The organism is Shewanella sp. 125m-1 (assembly GCF_052977065.1).
The window spans coordinates 49,179-67,606 of the sequence record NZ_JBRILT010000024.1 but is presented as its reverse complement, the minus strand read 5'-3'; the positions used below and the strand labels follow the sequence as shown (position 1 = coordinate 67,606).

At 45.4% G+C, this 18,428-nt stretch carries 18 protein-coding genes and 1 pseudogene; 13 read left to right on the top strand and 6 right to left on the bottom strand.

Features of this window, described 5'->3' with window-relative positions:
• From ACVBIK_RS12175 to ACVBIK_RS12145, 7 genes and pseudogenes are all read left to right on the top strand, one after another.
• Positions 1 to 486, top strand: a pseudogene (locus ACVBIK_RS12175) (hypothetical protein); the annotation flags it as partial.
• Positions 487 to 609: 123 nt separating this feature from the next.
• The gene (locus tag ACVBIK_RS12170; protein WP_447169781.1) at positions 610 to 903 is read left to right on the top strand and encodes a hypothetical protein; all 294 of its coding nucleotides are present in this window, start codon (positions 610 to 612) and stop codon (positions 901 to 903) included.
• Positions 904 to 963: 60 nt separating this feature from the next.
• Complete coding sequence (locus ACVBIK_RS12165; RefSeq protein WP_447169780.1) at positions 964 to 2,427, top strand: protein adenylyltransferase SelO; 1,464 nt, start codon at positions 964 to 966, stop codon at positions 2,425 to 2,427.
• 49 nt (positions 2,428 to 2,476) lie between these two features.
• The gene (locus ACVBIK_RS12160) at positions 2,477 to 2,773 is read left to right on the top strand and encodes a DUF3630 family protein (protein ID WP_447162708.1); all 297 of its coding nucleotides are present in this window, start codon (positions 2,477 to 2,479) and stop codon (positions 2,771 to 2,773) included.
• An 82-nt stretch (positions 2,774 to 2,855) separates the two neighbouring features.
• Positions 2,856 to 3,884, top strand: a complete 1,029-nt coding sequence (locus ACVBIK_RS12155) for a serine/threonine protein kinase (RefSeq protein ID WP_447162707.1) — start codon at positions 2,856 to 2,858, stop codon at positions 3,882 to 3,884.
• Between the two features lie 129 nt (positions 3,885 to 4,013).
• Positions 4,014 to 4,625, top strand: coding sequence for a thiol:disulfide interchange protein DsbA/DsbL (locus tag ACVBIK_RS12150; RefSeq protein ID WP_447162706.1), 612 nt, complete (start codon positions 4,014 to 4,016; stop codon positions 4,623 to 4,625).
• Between the two features lie 529 nt (positions 4,626 to 5,154).
• The gene (locus ACVBIK_RS12145) at positions 5,155 to 5,367 is read left to right on the top strand and encodes a DUF1107 domain-containing protein (protein ID WP_447162560.1); all 213 of its coding nucleotides are present in this window, start codon (positions 5,155 to 5,157) and stop codon (positions 5,365 to 5,367) included.
• 9 nt (positions 5,368 to 5,376) lie between these two features.
• Here ACVBIK_RS12145 and zapB read toward each other — a convergent pair whose 3' ends face one another.
• Positions 5,377 to 5,580, bottom strand: a complete 204-nt coding sequence (gene zapB / locus ACVBIK_RS12140) for a cell division protein ZapB (RefSeq protein WP_447162561.1) — start codon at positions 5,578 to 5,580, stop codon at positions 5,377 to 5,379.
• A gap of 180 nt (positions 5,581 to 5,760) precedes the next feature.
• Between zapB and ACVBIK_RS12135 the strand changes: the two genes are divergently transcribed.
• Positions 5,761 to 7,248 (top strand): Na+/H+ antiporter NhaC family protein, encoded by a 1,488-nt coding sequence (locus ACVBIK_RS12135; RefSeq protein ID WP_447164012.1) that lies wholly within the window; start codon positions 5,761 to 5,763, stop codon positions 7,246 to 7,248.
• 100 nt (positions 7,249 to 7,348) lie between these two features.
• Here the strand turns inward: ACVBIK_RS12135 and ACVBIK_RS12130 are convergent, their stop codons facing one another.
• Positions 7,349 to 7,957 carry an outer membrane beta-barrel protein gene (locus ACVBIK_RS12130; RefSeq protein WP_447162563.1) on the bottom strand — a complete coding sequence of 203 codons (609 nt, stop codon included), beginning with the start codon at positions 7,955 to 7,957 and terminating at the stop codon, positions 7,349 to 7,351.
• Positions 7,958 to 8,199: 242 nt separating this feature from the next.
• Here ACVBIK_RS12130 and ACVBIK_RS12125 point away from each other — a divergent pair, with 242 nt between their 5' ends.
• From ACVBIK_RS12125 to ACVBIK_RS12105, 5 genes are all read left to right on the top strand, one after another.
• Entirely contained in the window at positions 8,200 to 9,546 is a 1,347-nt protein-coding gene (locus tag ACVBIK_RS12125; protein WP_447169779.1) for an esterase/lipase family protein, read from the top strand.
• A 247-nt stretch (positions 9,547 to 9,793) separates the two neighbouring features.
• A complete protein-coding gene (locus ACVBIK_RS12120; RefSeq protein WP_447162565.1) occupies positions 9,794 to 10,687 on the top strand; it encodes a virulence protein in 894 nt (297 codons plus the stop codon).
• 69 nt (positions 10,688 to 10,756) lie between these two features.
• Positions 10,757 to 11,665 (top strand): alpha/beta fold hydrolase, encoded by a 909-nt coding sequence (locus tag ACVBIK_RS12115; protein ID WP_447162566.1) that lies wholly within the window; start codon positions 10,757 to 10,759, stop codon positions 11,663 to 11,665.
• Positions 11,662 to 12,963 (top strand): DUF4056 domain-containing protein, encoded by a 1,302-nt coding sequence (locus tag ACVBIK_RS12110; RefSeq protein WP_447169778.1) that lies wholly within the window; start codon positions 11,662 to 11,664, stop codon positions 12,961 to 12,963. Before ACVBIK_RS12115 ends, ACVBIK_RS12110 begins: the two co-directional genes overlap by 4 nt.
• Entirely contained in the window at positions 12,960 to 14,264 is a 1,305-nt protein-coding gene (locus ACVBIK_RS12105; RefSeq protein WP_447169777.1) for a BamA/TamA family outer membrane protein, read from the top strand. The genes ACVBIK_RS12110 and ACVBIK_RS12105 overlap by 4 nt, the downstream gene beginning before the upstream one ends.
• A gap of 306 nt (positions 14,265 to 14,570) precedes the next feature.
• Here ACVBIK_RS12105 and ACVBIK_RS12100 read toward each other — a convergent pair whose 3' ends face one another.
• The 4 genes from ACVBIK_RS12100 to ACVBIK_RS12085 form a co-directional block, all read right to left on the bottom strand.
• On the bottom strand, positions 14,571 to 15,314 hold the full coding sequence (locus ACVBIK_RS12100; protein WP_447162569.1) for a cupin domain-containing protein: 744 nt from the start codon (positions 15,312 to 15,314) through the stop codon (positions 14,571 to 14,573).
• Between the two features lie 176 nt (positions 15,315 to 15,490).
• The gene (locus ACVBIK_RS12095) at positions 15,491 to 16,594 is read right to left on the bottom strand and encodes a DcaP family trimeric outer membrane transporter (protein WP_447169776.1); all 1,104 of its coding nucleotides are present in this window, start codon (positions 16,592 to 16,594) and stop codon (positions 15,491 to 15,493) included.
• Between the two features lie 273 nt (positions 16,595 to 16,867).
• Entirely contained in the window at positions 16,868 to 18,010 is a 1,143-nt protein-coding gene (locus tag ACVBIK_RS12090) for a hypothetical protein (RefSeq protein ID WP_447162579.1), read from the bottom strand.
• Between the two features lie 45 nt (positions 18,011 to 18,055).
• A complete protein-coding gene (locus tag ACVBIK_RS12085) occupies positions 18,056 to 18,424 on the bottom strand; it encodes a cytochrome c3 family protein (protein WP_012279024.1) in 369 nt (122 codons plus the stop codon).
• Between the last annotated feature and the right edge of the window lie 4 nt (positions 18,425 to 18,428).

Genomic DNA, 18,428 nt, shown 5'->3' with positions numbered 1-18,428 from the left:
GAAGCTAAACCAGAAGCTAAACCAGAAGCTAAACCAGAAGCTAAACCAGAAGCTAAACCAGAAGCTAAACCAGAAGCGACAGCAGACCTATCATGGGCAAACCCGAAATTGGCTAAGGCTGCCAGCGACCTTGTCGCTGCCAATGGCGTCACAGAGCAACACCTCGCGCTGTCAGGCGTCATCGCAGAGTGTTATAAGCAGCGCAAGTTGAATGAGTATGTGCAGTATGGTGCAAGCTTGTCTCAAGATTACCTTGAACTGTTTGCCGCATATGTCAAAGGCCTTAAGGCAGAGAACCCTAATGCAGAAGTTAAAGGCACAGGCATGATGCATTTATCGACCTTGCTTAATGATAACGGTGATTTCGATAGCGCGATTTCAATCTGTAAAACCGCAATTGAATACGGTCTTGCAGATGGTACGGTTACTGGGTTTGAGGGGCGAATTACGCGTATCGAGAAAGCCAAGGCAAAAGCGAATAAATAGCTTTAACAGCTAAAAACAATTAATCACTAACTAAGCTGTGTAGAATAAGCAGATTGGTTAGCAAAGAGGCGAACTCCTGACTTGCATTGGGACTTCGCCTTTTTATTTTAGAGGAAATATTGCATGAATTTTCGTTCGCTGTGTTTACTAGGTATGGCTTCAATAGGTCTGATTGCTTGCACTCAGTCTCCTGAATGGACGCTAATGTATTACCCTGACAGCCAGACTAAACCAAGCGTTGAGCAGTCTGGCGAATTTATAACGGGCTATTATGAGACCATCGAGCAGTGCCATGCGAAAGGCAAGGGGCTTATTCGTTTAAGTGGCGTTACCGATGGCCACTATGTGTGTGGTTTTCAGTGCGAAGCGCAAGGGGAGTTGTTGAGCTGTCAAAGCGTGATCACTTCAGACATGTAATCTCAGCTCTATTTTATAGCTGTTAATTCGGCCAGAATTCAAAACACTCTAGGAAGGCATATGCGATTAAAACAAGATTTTTTTGAACAACTGCCAGACTTCTACTCACAGGTATTTCCATTGGGGATCAGTGATCCGCACTGGCTTGCCTGGAGCCAAGATGCGGCGGCTCTCATTGGGTTAGATAAGCCTACAGATGAGCTGCTGCAAGGGCTTTCTGGTAATGCGAGTATTGAGGGGGCAAGCTATTATGCACAGGTCTATAGTGGTCACCAATTTGGTGGCTATTCGTCGCAACTCGGTGATGGTCGCTCGATTATTCTTGGTGAAGCGATAGGGCCGCAAGGCGCGTGGGATGTGGCCTTAAAAGGCGGTGGACCAACACCATATTCTCGCCATGGTGATGGCCGTGCAGTGATGCGCTCTGCCGTGCGTGAATTTTTGATCTCAGAAGCTCTGCATCATCTTCACATTCCAACCACCCGTGCGTTAGCGGTTATTGGCTCCGACTTGCCTGTATGGCGGGAAACCCAAGAAACTGCCGCAATCACAGTTCGCCTAGCCAAAAGCCATATTCGTTTCGGACACTTTGAGTTTTTTTGCCATAGCCAGCGCGGAGCCCCAGAGAAGCTGAAGCAGTTACTCGATTTTACGATTAAGCAGCATTACCCAGATTTAAGTTGCGACGCTGCTGGCTACAAGGCCTGGTTTGCTCGTGTGGTTGCCGATACCGCTAAGATGATTGCTCACTGGCAAGCGATAGGTTTTGCCCACGGGGTGATGAACACCGATAATATGTCGATACTGGGTGACAGTTTCGACTTTGGCCCGTTTGCTTTTTTAGATACGTTTAAAGAAGACTTTATCTGTAATCACTCCGATCCAGAGGGGCGTTATGCTTTTGGTCAGCAGCCGGGAGTTGGCCTGTGGAACTTGCAACGGTTAGCACAGGCATTGTCGCCCATCATTCCTTCTGACGATCTGGTTGCTGCACTGGATCAATATCAACAGGAATTGGTAACGCATTATTTAGTCTTGATGCGGGCTAAATTAGGTCTAACAGCCATTGAGGCTGCCCCTGAAGTGGTAACAGAGCAGGATAACTATGATTTAACACTCATAGGTGGCTTCACTACGCTGATGGAGCGTAATCATTTAGATCATACCAATACCTGGCGTCGATTCGGTCAGTTAGATCCCAATTCTAGTCATTCCTCTTTACGTGATGATTTTGTCGATCTTAATGGTTTTGATACTTGGTATCAGGCCTATCAAATGCGGATCGGCAAGCTTGATGAGGTCGGGCTTTGGCAGCGTGAGCGTAACCAGACGAATCCTAAATATATTTTGCGCAATTATCTTGCACAAGAGGCAATAATCGCTGTTGAACAGGGCGACCTTCAGCCACTGCATAATCTGCAGCGCTTGTTGCAGAACCCATTTGATGAACAGTTAGAGTTTGAGGATTTAGCTAAGCGTCCACCAGATTGGGGGCAAGGGCTGATCATGTCTTGTAGTAGTTAAACTGCAGGCGAGTGTTTATCGATACACATAGAATAATAAGAGTAAACTAATGCAATTAACCTCAATTAAATTAGAGCGCGAAACCTTAAGCTTATCGGTACAGGCAGATATCGACTTTGAGCAATTTGAACTGTTTGCCGAGCCTTTTGCCAAAGTATTAGATTGCCGAGTGGTTGAGAGGCAATGGGGCGCAGATCGCCATCAGTGGCTACTGGAGTTTGAAGGCTCACACCTGCAGCTACATTATGAGTTTTATGGTGATATCTGTTGGTTGTCGACAGACAGAGAAGATGAGTTCGAGGTATTGGTTTATTTAGCAGAATTGATGAAGCCTTACTTGCTATAAATCGTGTTATATAAGCATGAATATATTTTAGAGTTTGAATGAAATCGCTTCCTCGATGCCATTCACAATTGAGCATAATGATATGAATATAAATCCTCCTCAATCAGCAACAGCAAAAGAGTCAGGTTCGGCTTTTCATTATCAGGCATTAACGCCCGATTTAATCTTAACCGCAATTGAAACCTTAGGGATCTATCCTGAAACCGGTCTTTTAGCATTAAACAGCTACGAGAACCGGGTTTATCAGTTTCGCTGTGATAGAGGGCAACGTTATGTGGTTAAGTTCTATCGTCCAGAGCGTTGGACTGATGCGCAAATTCAAGAGGAGCATGACTTCTCTGCAGCGCTTGCTGAGCATGAAGTGCCTATCGCCACCCCAGTGATTATTGATGGCAAGTCATTGCATGAATATCAAGGATTTCGTTTTGCATTGTTTCCTTCAATCGGTGGCCGTGCATTTGAAGTCGATAACCTTGACCAGTTAGAACAGGTGGGGCGTTTTATTGGCCGTATTCACCAATACTCAAAGCAGGCTGACTTTAAATACCGTGATGTGATGTCACCGAAATTATTGGGTGAAGAGTCTCTCAGTTGGCTTAAAGCTTCTGGTCATATTCCAGCGAGTTTAGAGCTGCCTTACTTTACAGTGGTTGAGCAGATCTTAGAAAAAGCGTCAGCTTTGTGGTTACCAGATAGCTATCGCTCAATACGTCTGCATGGCGACTTACATCCGAGTAATATTTTGTGGACGCCAGAGGGGCCAGGCTTTGTCGATCTCGATGACGCCAAGATGGGGCCTGCAGTGCAAGATATCTGGATGATGCTTGCCGGAGACAGACCGCAGCAGTTATTACAGCTTGAGGTGTTACTCGAAGGCTATGAAGAGTTTTGTGAATTCGATAGTCGTGAGTTGCAGTTGGTTGAACCGCTGCGAGCGATGCGCATGCTGCATTACAATGCATGGCTTAGTCGTCGTTGGGCAGACCCTGCTTTTCCAATGAACTTCCCCTGGTTTGCTGAGGATAAATATTGGGAACAACAGATTTTAGCCTTTAAAGAGCAGTTAGCAGTACTGGATGAGCCACCGCTAAGTTTAATTCCACAATATTGATTTTAAACGGGTGATGCTCGTATTTTGTAACAGAAAAATGAACTTTTGCGCTTGAGGTCGACTCCAAAGCACATTATGTTATATCCAAATAATTAGCGTGATGCTGTGTTAGCATCAAAAGGAATCAAGATGAAAAAAGCTTTATTGGTTGCATTTGCACTATTGATGGCGCCTATGGCAGCGATGGCAGCTCAGTATGAAGAAGGTGTGCATTACACGGTAATTAACGAAGGTCCTGGTACAGCGAAGCCAGAGATTGCCGAGTTTTTCTCTTTCTACTGCCCACATTGCTATACCTTCGCTAAAGAGCAGGTACCAAAGATTAAAGCAACCTTGCCAGAAGGTGTTACCTTCAAGCAGAACCACGTTGAGTTCATCGGTCGTCAAATGGGCGTAGAGATGTCACGTGCCTTTGCTATCGCACACCAACTAAAGATTGAAGAGAAGATGGAGCACGCTCTGTTTTCAGCAATCCAAGACAAGAAGCAGAACTTCACTAACCTTGATGATATCAAAGCGCTTTTCGTTGTTAACGGTGTCGATCCTAAAGCATTCGATGCAGCAGCTAAATCATTTATGGTGAATGCGCAGATGTCTAAAATGAAGCGTGACACTGAAAATGCACAAATTGCTGGCGTACCCGCATTGGTTGTAAACGGTAAATATCGTGTTGAAACGGGTGCAATCAAGTCTTACCAAGAGCTACTTGATATTGCTTACTACCTAGCGACGCAAAAGTAATTTACGACGCTAGATAAAAAAGGAGCCAATAGGCTCCTTTTTTTGTGTCTGGAACACTTATGCCAAGGCCCATGGATGGATAGCCTTGGTAGTTGTGTCTTGCATCTTGCAATAGAGAGTTATGCGCTCTTTATTTAAGATCGACAGGGTGGAAAACCCTGTTTGCCGCTTTCTTTGCTCTATGCGTACTGTATTTCTCTTTAACTTTTTCTAATTCTGCACAAAATCCCAGACAGAAAAAAACCGCACTTCCTGGTCGCAAGAAGTACGGCTATGGAGCTATAAGCTCAACGTTACCCTGAGTAACAGTTAAACGTTAACAGGATGTCAAAAAACTGGCAAGTGACAATTTAGCGTAACAGCATATTTCTGGTGTTCTTTATCATATTGATAGTTTTAGTGAATTTTTTCTCGTAACATTTTCGCTTAAATTTTTACAAATAAATCCTCAAAAAAATGAAACTCTCACGGTAAAATGCCTGTCCAACTAAAAAATAAATAACAACAAATAACGTTGTGGGGAGGTCTTGTGAGAGTTTTTCCTGTCTATGCACCAAAAATTATCGTAAAGCATGCGCGCATTTTTCTGACCGGAGTGATCTGGGTAAAGGATTTAGGTCGATTAGAATTTGATAAAGGAAGGTTTTTATTGCCAAGAAAAAGCCTGCCTAAGGTTAAGCAGGCTATTTTAGAGCTCAATGAATTGATTGAGACTCAAAATAACGAGATGCACATGGCATAACGTTAGGAATTAGTTTACTTCGTCGTTGAGCAGACCAACTAGGCCAGTCACTTTCTCATTCCAAGAGTTAAGCTCTTGCTGTAACTGTTGGTTTTGCTCAGACAGGCCGCTGCTTGTCTGCTTCTCTTCTTCAAGCTCCATTTTTAGTAGCTCGATAGTTTCAAGTGCAGCTTGGATTTTTGTTTCCAATTTCGATAATAGTTCAAGACTCATGGGTAGTCCCTTTGATAGCGAGATGATAGCTCCGATTCTAGCAGTGACGTGGCATTGCTGAATAGTTAATTATGCTAAATGAGTGAAAAACGCTCAATAAAATCACCAAAAACGTTTTTTTTTTGCACTTGTTACTAAGTCGTTAGTATTCTTCTATTTATTTCCTCTTGGATCGCGGCAATGACCGGCAATTTCCTGATACTTATTCCGCTGCTATTAACCCTGAGTTTGGCACTTATTCTGCGTAGAACCCTAGTCGCCTTAGGTGTTGGCATTGTATCTGGCGCACTTATTTTATCTAACTTTAACCTGCCAGATACCGTGGTTTATATGGCCGACAAGGCATGGCTGCAGGTTTATCGTGATGGCCATTGGCAGGCTTGGCATTTAAATGTGCTTGCGGCCATGGTGTTATTAGGCATGATGACACAGCTGCTAGCGCGTGGTGGAGCGGTGAAGCTTTTCGCCGATTGGTTATATCATCGGATTAAAAGTGGCCGTCAGGCCCGGGTTGGTGTGGTCGTGCTAGGCTGGGTAGTTTTTATTGATGGCATCTTCAGCTGCTTAGCCGTCGGGCATGTTTGTCAGCCATTAAGCCAGAGATACAATATGTCGCGGGAACAGATCGCTTACCTCGTGGACTCCAATGCTTCACCTTTGTGTGCCTTGCTGCCTTTTTCTAGCTGGGGTCCCTATGTGATGGCCATTTTGGCCAGTATCACCTTACTGCCACTCACGCCGTTGGAATCATTTATTGAAATCGCCAAGATGAACTTTTACGCCATCACGGTGATCTTACTGTCTTTGCTCATTGCCTGGTTTGGTATTGGCTTTAATTCAGATGTCGCACCTAGTAGTGAGCAGCAAGAGAGTGAAGATGTACCAGCTGGAAGCCCCTGGTTGTTGGGCTTACCTATGGCGACTTTGTTACTGGCATCAATAGGACTAACTTTGTACTCGGGTGCTAGCAATGCACAAGGCTCAAGCTTAAGCGATTGGGTCTCGGCAGCAGATATTGGTGCCGCCATGCGTAATGCGTGTTTATTGGCAATTTTATTAGCCATCTTGATGATTAAAATGAGTGGCCGCAGTTTCTCGTTACTGATTGCAGATCTTGGATCCGGGGTACGTGCTATTAGCTTCGCTATCTCCATCTTGCTTTTTACCTGGATGATAGGTGCTGTGATAGCCGATTTAGGGGTAGCAAAGTTGCTGGCTACTTGGGCTGAGACGTTCTTATCGGCGCAGATGTTAGTGGCTGGTACGTTTCTATTGTGCGCGATAATGGCGTTTACTACAGGTTCAAGTTGGGGAACGTTTGCCATTATGATCCCGATTGGCGCTGAAGTGGCATTAACGGTTGAGCCTACTCTTTTACTACCAGCGTTAAGCGCCGTTATGGCGGGGTCAGTATTTGGCGATCATTGCTCACCCATTTCAGACACCAGCGTAATTAGTGCGCTGAGTTCGGGCTGTGAGCCTCATGCCCATGTGATGACTCAATTGCCTTTTGCCATTATTGCAGGGATAAGCTCATTGGTTGGCTTTCAGTTAGTTAATCTTGAAGTTGCGACAGCATGGAGCTGGTTAGCCGTTATTATTGCCGCAGTCTCTATGCTGGTGGCATATCAAAAGTTACACCAAAGTGAGCGTGTTGCGATTATTTAGTCGCAGCAAGTTTTATCGGTTATAGCACATAGCATAAGGCCGCCAACTCAGTGAGTTGGCGGCCTTATTGTGTTAACAGAGCTGCTTATACTGTTGGGTATTAGAAGCGGTAGTCAACAGCCATATATAGTTGCTGGCTATCATTTAGAGAAGCGGATTCAGTAGAGCCAATGTTCATTGGCGTAGGTGTTGGTGACGTTACGCTAGCATCGTAATCTTGCTTCAGGTAACGGTAGCCAACTTCTGCGCTTAGTTGGTCATTAATCTTATACATTAGACCGGTTTGACCACCCCAGACGAAGCGGTTATCTGAGCTAACTGCATTTGTTTCAGGGCTGATGTGGTTAACACCGGCTGTTGCACCAATAAACCAGTTCAGTTTATTGCTGTCACCTAGGCCCACTAAGTAGTCATAAGACATTAAAAAGCTTTGCTGACGGCTAAAGTCATCTGAATTATAAGAGTAAGTACCATAAATACGGTTAGCATCATTTAAGTAAACACCCGCTCTTGCTTCATAAATGACATTGTTTTCGGTTTCTTTAAAGTGTTCAGCGTTAAAACCAGGGTCTACGTTTGCTTGGCTAGAACCTTTGTAAGAGTTTTGCTGGGCGCCAACACCGCCACCTATGAACCAGTCTGCAGCCATAGTCGGTGCCGAAATTGCAGTTGCCATTACAGACGCTAAGATAAGTGATTTAGTTTTCATGTTGTGCTCCCACACTAGGTCAAATTGTTTAGGTGTTGCGTTTTGTTGGACACATCATAGGGGAGGCTAGCTGAATAATAACTGAATGATATTAGCAAAGGTTGTTGTTGAGTGTTTTGATATATAGAAACTGAACGCAGCCTGTTAAGCTGTTGAAAATAATTAATTAGCTAATTTGTACTATATAAATAAGTCGAAATCTTTTGTCATCTAATGGCAAGTTAAACCTTATCGAGGTCACAATGGAATTGGTCTTTGTTCATGGATGGAGCGTTACTAATACAGACACTTACGCACAGTTGCCCCAAGCGTTAGTTAAGCTGCTGGAAGGTGATATTAATCTCACTATTCGCCATGTTCATCTTGGGCGTTACATCAGCTTCGATGATGAAGTTCGCTTAACGGATATCGCCAAAGCGTTCAATGATGCGCGAATTGAATTGCTTAACGACAAGCCGTTTGCAGTCATCACTCACTCTACAGGGGCCCCAGTTATACGTCAGTGGCTACAGATGTTCTTCAGCGGTAACAAGCTTGCCAGTTGTCCTCTTACCCATTTGATTATGTTAGCGCCAGCCAACCATGGCTCAGCCCTTGCTCAGCTAGGGAAATCACGGGTGGGGCGTATCAAAAGCTTTTTCTTTGGCGTAGAGCCGGGGCAGCAGATCTTAGATTGGTTGGAGCTGGGCAGTAATGGTCAGCATCAATTGAATTTGCACTGGCTGGAAAATTATAGCCTCGAAGGTCCGCTGCCATTTGTGTTAACGGGCGACACTATCGATGCTGAGTTTTATGATTACCTCAATAGTTATACTGCAGAAAAAGGCTCTGATGGCGTGGTCCGTGTCGCCTCCGCTAACCTCAATTTTAGTCATTTACAGTTAGAGCAAACAGCGCAAACCTGTGATGGTTTTGACTCTCGCTGCGTCGCCACGTTGCAGCTAATCAAGCATACTCAGCCTAGACATAATACTGCTTTTGAAGTGATAAAAAATGCCAGCCATAGCGGCAGTAACAAAGGCATTATGGGCTCGATAAGCCGCCGAAATGCAAGCAAAAAACCAGTGGTTCAGCGCATAAAACAGTGCTTAATGGTCACTAATCAATTGCAATATCAACAACTCGCTGATGAGATGCGCCTCGCTAATCGTTTAGTTAAACGTAAATTACGTGCCTGCATGCTGGTGGTGCGAGTGATTGATGATACAGGCTTGCCTGTAGAGGATTTCGATATCATCTTGCTATCAGGATCGGATTTTTTACCGGGCAACTTCAAACGTGGTTTTATGCTTGATAAGCAGAAAAACCATAATAATAACCATGTGCTGACTCTATATGTCGACGCCGATAAAGTGGCTAAAGTGAATAGTGGAAAGATAGGTATTAGGGTCGAGCCAAGGCCCAATAATGGCGTGTGTTATTACCGCAGCGTTGAATTTCATTCCGATCCTGGCCAAGTACAAAACTTGCTAAAGGCTGACCAAACCACCATGGTTGATATCATATTAAAGCGTCAAATCAGCCCAAATACATTTACCATCATACCGCCTGAGCAAGGGGGAGATTTTTCCCATTTAGTCGACAATTAACAATCATTTTTGCTCACTATTTAACAGAATAAATTCAGATTAGTTTTTAGTTGGTTAACACGTTATGATCTCTTTTTGTTTTGAGTATTTACTCTAAATATTAATGTTAATGGAGACTGTTTCAGATTGAATTCAGCTTGATGGGTAATAATTAACCTACGTTATTTATCTCCTGCCAATGAGTTCAGCGATAACCTCTGTTTAGATACTTAACATCGACTATTTTATTTTAAGGTTCAATCTATACATGCTTAAAATTACTACTATTTTGACAGCACTTTCAGTGCTGTTTTTTGTTTCTCCAGTTCTATCACAGTCAATTGAACGAGAGCCGCTAGAGGCGCGCTACGACAGAACATTCCCAATCTGGGCGCAGGAGGCGATGGATTTAGGTCATGAGTTGCCTAAGCCTTACGGCTTCTCAGTCAATTACATGACGATGGATCAACCGCTAGTCGTCGATTCTGTCGGTTTTACCGGGCTAGGCGGTTTAGATGAGATGCTCAGTATTAAGGGCAGTGAAGCGGTGCAAGATTCAGAAACCCTGACCTTGAGGGGCGATGTGTGGGTGCTGCCATTCTTAAACCTTTACGGTGTGATTGGCCACACTAAAGGTAGCAGCGTGGCAAATGTCCAGCTAGAGGCTGACTTGTCTTCAGTATTGCCGCCGAGTTACTGCAAAATTAGACCTTGTAATGTAAGCAGTGAACCATTTGATTTTATACTGGATTTTAAGGGAACGACCTATGGAGTAGGTGGCACCATTGTCGGTGGTATCGACAACTGGTTTGCACTACTTGACGTTAATTACACCAACACCAACTTGAATATCCTTGACGGTGAAATCAGCAGTATTGTGGTGTCTCCTCGCGCGGGTTATCGCACCAGCTACAACAACCATGACATCCAAATCTGGGTTGGTGCCATGTATCAAAACGTAGAGCAAACATTTAGCGGTTACTTACGTGATATCGGCTTTCCGCTTGGTGATGCCAAATTTGAGGTTAACCAGCATCTTGAAGATAAGTGGAACGGCTTGATTGGTGGTCAGGTTGGCTTGACTAAGAACGTTGATTTATTGATGGAATTTGGTATTGGTACCCGTAGTAGCTTCATGATGAGCTTAGGCTACCGTTTTTAAGTGAGCGTAAGCAGTTCATTGTTAAGAGCTGATCGTTCTTTGAGTAGTACAAAATGTTGGAGTAAGAGTATGCGCGCTATTTTTATGTTGATATTGACGTTAATGCTTGGTGGCTGCTCGGCTGTTGATATTATCGATTCTCGTGAGAAAGCCGCGTTGCAAACGGCAGGCTTTGAGCAAAATAAAATGATGCTCAAAGAGGGCGGTGAGCTCAATTATTGGCAGGCCGGTGAGGGGAAAACCATATTATTAATTCATGGTTTTGGCGGTTCTGCGGTAACCAGTTGGCAACAGGTAATGCTCGAACTTAGTCAAGATTATCGGGTTATCGCCCCTGATCTCGCCTGGTTTGGCGAGTCAGTGAGTCAAGGGTTACCAAGCCTTGCGACTCAGACCAAGGCTGTTATGCAGCTAATAGCGATGCTAGATCTCGATAAGGTCAATGTTGTTGGGATCTCCTACGGTGGCTTTGTGACGTTCGATTTGATGATCAACGAACCTAAGGTGGATAAAGCCATATTGCTGGCAAGTCCTGGGGTGCTGTTTTCTGACAGCGATCTATCGCAGATGAATCAGCGTTTTGACGTGGCAGATCCAAGCGAGATCTTTGTGCCTGAAACGCCCAAGCAGATGCGGCGCTTGCTCGATGCTACCTTCGTCGATTTTCCCAGGTACCCCGGATTTATCGATTCGAGTATTTATGACAAGTACTTTGCACGTCATCTAGATGAGAAGCGCGCGCTTATCGAGGGGCTGCCCGCAGATAGAGATCGAATTGCTGCCAATATAGCTGTCGACTCGCTACCTCCTAGTGTGTTGATTTGGGGCGAGCATGACATTGTTTTCCCGCTCAGTTCAGGTATTCAATTGGCTGACTACTTAAGCGCTCCGATAGTGGTGATCCCACAGGGCGCCCATGGGATCAGTAATGACTATCCTGAGATTGTCAGTCAAACCATTAAGGCATTTGTACAATGATGAGCCGTTTATTCATCCGTGGGGCCGCGAGTACTATCGCTATTTTTGTCCTTGGCGCATGTAGCAGCAGCGACTGGCAAGTACGCGCGCTGCCCAGTGATATTGCAATCGAGGCGGCATTAGACAGTGAGCCAGACTTAAACCTACTGCATGCAATCGAGCTGCAAGAGCTGCCTTTAGTGCGCATCCCCGAGGCGGTGCGTCCTTGCTGCGCCTTTGGTAATGCGCAAAAGGTGACTGTAGGCCCTATACCGGTACCTTTTTTTCGCTACGCCAATACCTTAGCCGTCGATAAAGTGGGCCCACACGCCTATGAGGCGGGTACTCTTAGTTATCAAAAAGATGCCCCCAATGGTAGCCGTGGTACTGAAAACAATGGCCAGATGTATACGCTGCAAGGCGGCTTTATTGATTTGGCCCATGTACGCGACACGGCTGACAATGCTATCGCGCTGTTTTACCGCATCTATCCAAAACTTGGGCAGCAGCAAAGCATTACGCTACCTGATGAGATTGGTCCTAGAACGATTGAGCTAAGCGAGTTTGATATTGCTCAGTTGAGTCCGCGTCAGCGTTGGGAAACCGCAGGGGCAATAGCGGTGAGACTGGCTTACTTTATGGCTGAAGCCCATGAGGTCGCTCAGTGGCATGGTTATCGTAGTTGGGCGCCTTGGTCCGAAACGGTATCGGCCTACTCACCAGAAGATCTCTACTCCAATATGCTCGGCGCTAAAATTGCTTTAGCGCTGATTAATAATAATCTAGCGATGAATAAAGAGCTGTATAACCAGCATATGACTCAATGGTTAGCGGCTACGCTTAATTGGCTTGAGCCGGTTTCGATTAAGCAAACCAATGCGCTATTTGATGTGATTGATGGCCACTGGTGGGACTCACAGCAGCCATTACCGAGTAAATTTATGTTGTTAAAACGTCATTATAAATTAGGCGATCAGCAGTCGCCTTTCTTAGTGCCTAAATCGTTGGCTGAGCCCCATGCTAAATGGAGTGAAGTCGAGGAGTTGTTTGCGTCCGAGCATCAAGCACACAACTTATCATTAAGCCGCACCGTTCACGGTATTGATATTGATAAGGTTGCGCAGCAAAAGCTGATTGTTGCTGACAAATTTAAGCACAGTTTTGAGCATATTCCTGCAAAGCTGTGGCAAGACGGTTTTACTCAAGCTGATTTCTACCAAATTAGCCAATATAACCAAGTGCAAGATGAAATAGAACTACGCCAACATCTGCAGCTAGATGATGCGAACGAGGCTGCTGTACCTATGGAGCCCAAATGAAGCGCAATGGCTTGAGCAAGGGGCGATTGAGTCGCTTGAATAAAACCTTACTGATGAGCAGAACCTCTGCTCTGGCGGCCTTTTTGGCTTGTATCAGCACGCCAGCGTGGGCTGACGTTGCTGTTAACGATGTCACTGTTACAGCTAATGACACAGCTGTGGATGAAGTCGTAGCGGATGAAGTTGCAGGGAATGAAACGACGGTTATCAAAGAGGGCGAAGCTGATGAAAAAGCGTCGCAAGGTTGGTTAGAAGACTTCTTGCAAACGCTGGGCGCAGATGGTGAATTTGATCCAGACAAACTGATCGACTTTAGCTACTTGCCGGGACCATTTTATAACCCTGAGATGGATTTAGGTGTTGGGATCTCGGCGGTCGGCTTATATCAATATGATCCCGATGACGAAGTCAGTCAGCTGTCTTCATTGGTGATCAATGGTCTCGCCTCAACTAATGGTGCATTAGGTGTGGCGGTTGCTAACAAGACCTTTATCAATCAAGACCAGCAGCGTTTTTACCTCAATGCCGAAGTCTTCGATGCGCCAGATGTTTTTTACGGTGTGGGTTATGACACTAATCATCAAGAGATTAATCGCGTCGAGTTTAACCAGCGGATTATCTCGATTAACCCTATGTTCTTGCAGCGAATGAGCCCCACTAGTTTTGTCGGTGTTGGCTTTGATTTTAACTACGCCGATGCCAGTAAAATTAATGTATTAGACTCGAATGTCGATACAGACATTCTTGATGAAAGCTCCCGCAGCGTCGGTGTGAACCTGCTACTTAATCATGACAGTCGAGACAATGTATTAAACCCGCAGTCGGGGCGTATCTTAGAAATTGATGCCACCTTCTATCGTCAGTATTTAGGCAGTAAAACAGATTTTGATGTCTACAACGCCTTGTATAGCGAATACATGCAGACCGGTCGTGATGAAGATATCTTGGCCTGGCAAGTGCGTGGTCGCTTTACCAGTGGAGATGTGCCATGGGATCAACTATCCAAAGCGGGAGGCGGCGATCTGCTTCGCGGTTATACATCGGGGCGTTACCGCGATAAACAGCTGCTGATGACGCAAGTGGAGTATCGGCTTAATCTGCCTGGGCGTCATGGTATGGTGTTTTGGGGCGGTGCAGGTGTGATTGCTGATGACATCAGCGAGTTTGATGGCAATAAAATCCTACCCAATGGTGGTATAGGCTATCGCTTCGAGGTTAAACCTAGAGTCAATTTAAGATTAGACATGGCCTGGGGTGATGGTGATACAGGCTTTTATTTTAACGTCAATGAAGCGTTTTAATACAGTGGAGTGGAAAAGCAAAAGGGCTCATTTGAGTAATGCCGCTCACTTAAGGAAGTGAAACTGATAAAAATCGCTGACTTCGAAAGATAAGAGTGGACCACATCACACAAAGGACGCGAAGAGCACGAAGAAAAGCCACCCGGGCTTTTCTTTTCTCCGTGTCCTCGGCGTAGTAAGCGAAGTGAGCGCTTGGTGGTTTATAGCTTTTAAAGAAAAGAACCCAGCTTATGCTGGGTTCTTAGTTTTTGTTTATTAATTAGGTTTGAGCCTAACTTGCCACTCATTTCTAACTGCTAACACTTCTTACTTTTTGAAGATAGCTTCGTTAGTACCGTATGGGCCTAAGTTTAGGTCACGCTTACGGATCTCATCTACGCGGTCGAAGGCTTCTTCAGCTACACGTAGGTTTTTAACGTCTTTACGCCAGTAGTACTTAAAGCCGTTAAAGTGAGCGTTGTTTGGGTACCAGTACATTACACCTAGGCCTTTTTCAGACATGATAGGCGTGTTGTGGATAGTCGCACCAGGAATGTAGAAGTACTGGCCTGTGCCTAGCTTCTTGAACTGGTTATCGGCCAGAGTTTGACCTTCACCGTTTACCACGTAATAACACTCAGGCTGACCATGGAAGTGCGGCGCGTGGTCTGATTTACCACCGTCGGTGATACCAATGACCACAGGGCTATCTGACAGCTCTTTCCAGATGTAACCTACTGGTGACTTTGACTTATCGCAGTCTTGAATTTCTAATACGTTGCCATCGTCATCTAATGACTTACAAAATTGCTGATCGGCAGCGATGCTGCTATTTGACTTAATGGTTCTAAAGTCAATTTCACCCGCTTCCCATGCTGCGATATACGCTTCAACTTCTGGGTTGCTACACTGCTCTGGCATGGTGTCCTGTGGCGAGTAGGGGGTGCTGTCGTATGGGACTGGCGTCATCTGCTGGTATGGCAGTTGGGCGTGATCACACTGTGGGCCTTGGGCAAATGCGGCTGTAGAAGTTAGCGCGGCAATACCGAACATCATTTTTAGTTTCATCATTCTTATCCTGTTTTTTAGCTGATGCAGCTAAAGCTGCGATATTGTGCTCGTTTTAACGGGCTTGAACTAACAATAAAGTGATAATTGCTGCGTAAAGTTGAAATGGATCACGCAGCATTTTAAGCAGCAAACTTATTCGTGAGCTCGGTCGCGAATAATCTTTCCTTTACTGCGTTTTAGATATGAAATTGCAAACTCAATTGGGCGTAATTAGACGCGCCTTTTGCGGCAGCGATATCTTCATAAGGGCTTAGTCCATCATCAATCTGGTAGCGACCTAATTCAAAACCTAGCTCTAGCACTGGGGTAAGATTTGTGAATAAATTCACCCCTGCATGGAAACGGTTAGTCTGCTCCTCTTCGGTGATAGTGTGGCCGTAGAAAAGGCTTGAACGAGTGCGCTCAGTCCAGAAGTGGCGATAAGCAAACATGGCCGAGGTGGTGGTTTCTATCTCGCCGTTAATCATATCTCTAGCCGCATCAGTGCCGACATAGCGGCCTAGGTTGCCGTAGTGAAGTTGCAGGCGAATATCGTCTTTACCAAAGGTTTTGAGCTTGGCGGCCAGTGACACGCCAGCGCCAAGTTGGGCCGTGTCTTGTGGGTCTAAATAACGCACTAAGCTTGCTACAGAGACATTGCCCCAGGCGCCTTTTTGATTGAAACGGATCACCGCATCGGGAATATAATCATTGCTGGTATCGACCCATTCTTTATCCGCTTGAGTACTATTTGTGTGAGTACTACTGGCTTGAGTGCCGCCAGCTTTAGTGCCATAGGTGTATGGGTTTTCTAGTGCAAATTGCCAGCTCCCCTTGCTATAGCGCACTAAAGTTTGGCGCACCATCGCCTGGCCCACTAAGGGCCCACCTAAATCAGCCGTTTCGGCAAAGGCGCTGGTATTGACCATGGTTGACCAGGTTTGGCCAGCTGTGAAGTCTTGATAGTTGATATAGGCGTGGCGTAAGCGCGGGCTATAGGAATTAGAAAAAGCCGCATTACCTTGAGCCGAACCTGAGAAATCAATCTCAGCAAAACCATAAACTTCGCCGTGTGTTATCCCAACATTAAAGCGGCTTTCAGCGGCGCTAAATTGAGTTCTTTTGGCTGAGTCGGTGACACGACCACCGCCAGTCCAACTGTCTTGAAAGGCAATGTTGCCATCCACATAACGTGCGTTGGCCTTTAGGAATCCACCGAAGTGGTACTCACTGGCCATCAATGACGAGGAGAAGCCGCCAATAAAACAGATACAGATTGAAAGTTTTGTCATCGATTTCATAGTTATTTCTTGTAGGGAAGGGGTAAAAAAGCCCTAGTATTTTTTATATAAAAAGGGCGTGATCCATCGCGGCGACAGTAAGCAGGGATACTGTACCGGTCCAATAGTTGGGTGAATCTAATAGGTAAATGGGGTGACAAAAGCGAAGTGAGAGCAGCTTCGCTTTTGTCGGTAACGCTAATTAATACGGTTAGCTATGCTAATAATCTCTGCGTGTTCCTGTGCTCGGATTGTTAGTCAGTACTAACACCATCGCTGAACGATTAGCTGCGATTAGAAGTAGTAACCGAAGTTAATATTCACGCGCTTGTCCCAGCTATCGCCCATTTCAGGAAGACCCACGTGATCGTTGTTCGCGGTAGAGAAGGTCATGTTCTTACCCATAACAAAATCGACCATGGTGTAAGTTGGGCCAGCTGAAATCGCACAACCAGTCACGTTTTGCATGCTGTTGTCGTAGCTATCGTCATCAACATCGGGTGTCATTAAACCAAAATCGTTGTAGCACTTAACGCTGCCCCAATCGGTCGCAAATGTCTTAGCGATGTTAGCGCTATAAGACTGGCCTTTAGAGGCGATCTCATACTGCCAGCTCACAACAGACACCGCGATCTTGTTAGCATCAACAGCGTCAGCGGCATCGTATTCGTATTGCATCGCTTGCAGTTGCAAGTTCCAGCCTTTATAGCTGCTGTCTAAGTGCAGCGCGACAGCGTAACGATCACCGTTGTTACCGGTATTGCTGTTATAGATCTGACCGTACTGTGCAGAGCCACCAAAAGTGGTTTGGCCGCCTTCGTGCTCAGCGGTGTACGTCTGGCGCACGTTGAACTGGTTAGTCTCTTCGTTATAGTAAGTGATACCGCTGGCTGCAATTGTGCCGCTGTAGATATCAGTCGAATAACGTTTGTTTTCAGACGGACCATATTCAGCACTCTTATAGAAAGCTAAATCGGTGTGCCAGCCATTCTTTTCGTAAACCGCCTTGATACCTGTGTCATGGTCGTCTTCAAAACCTAAGTAATAAGGAATGCCAAACCAGTAGCTGTTTGAGATGAAGTCCGGGTTGCCAAATGGCACCTTGTTGATCCCCAGTTGTAGTTGCCAGTCTGGGTCTACGTCGTAGTAAGCGTAACCGTACTTGATGTAGTTAGTGCCAGAGGTAAAACGGTATTCAGCCGATAAACCCCAGTCACCATGCTTACCATCAAACTTGATTGCTGCCATATCAAAGTAAAAGTCACCGCCTTTATCTTTGTTAGCTTCGTCATAGTCACGGTAGGCGTAGTTAACACGCACAGCGCCGCCTAGCTTGATACCGTCTTCAGTTTGCTCAGCAGCATAAGCTGAAGCACCTGAAAGTGCGATTGCTGTAGCCACCATCGACAACATAAACTTAGTGGTTTTTTTCATCATCATTCCCTATTGCTATTTTTAGATTTTGTAAATCAATTAATCGAATTACATCTCTTCAAACCAAGTACGGTGGCACTCTGTACAAACTGGTGCTTTTTTCTCGTGCTCGGCATGACATGCAAGGCAGCTTGCGCCTTGGTTGTAATGCAGTGACTTGTGAGGATGCGCTTCAGGAATGGCTAGCTTGCTTTCATCGACAGGGATGCTGTTAATGTCGCCATGACACTCAACGCAGGCTGCGTCAGTTGCGTTTTTCTTACCTGAACCTTGGTGGCAAGTTTGGCAGCCATCTTGATAGATAAATTCGTGGTTTACGCGTCCTTCAGTCTTGCCTTTCATCTTGACTAGCTCGCCAGCCATCACGTTGCTAGATAGAGCAAGGCCAAGTAGTGCGCTTAGTAATAACTTGTTCATTTGA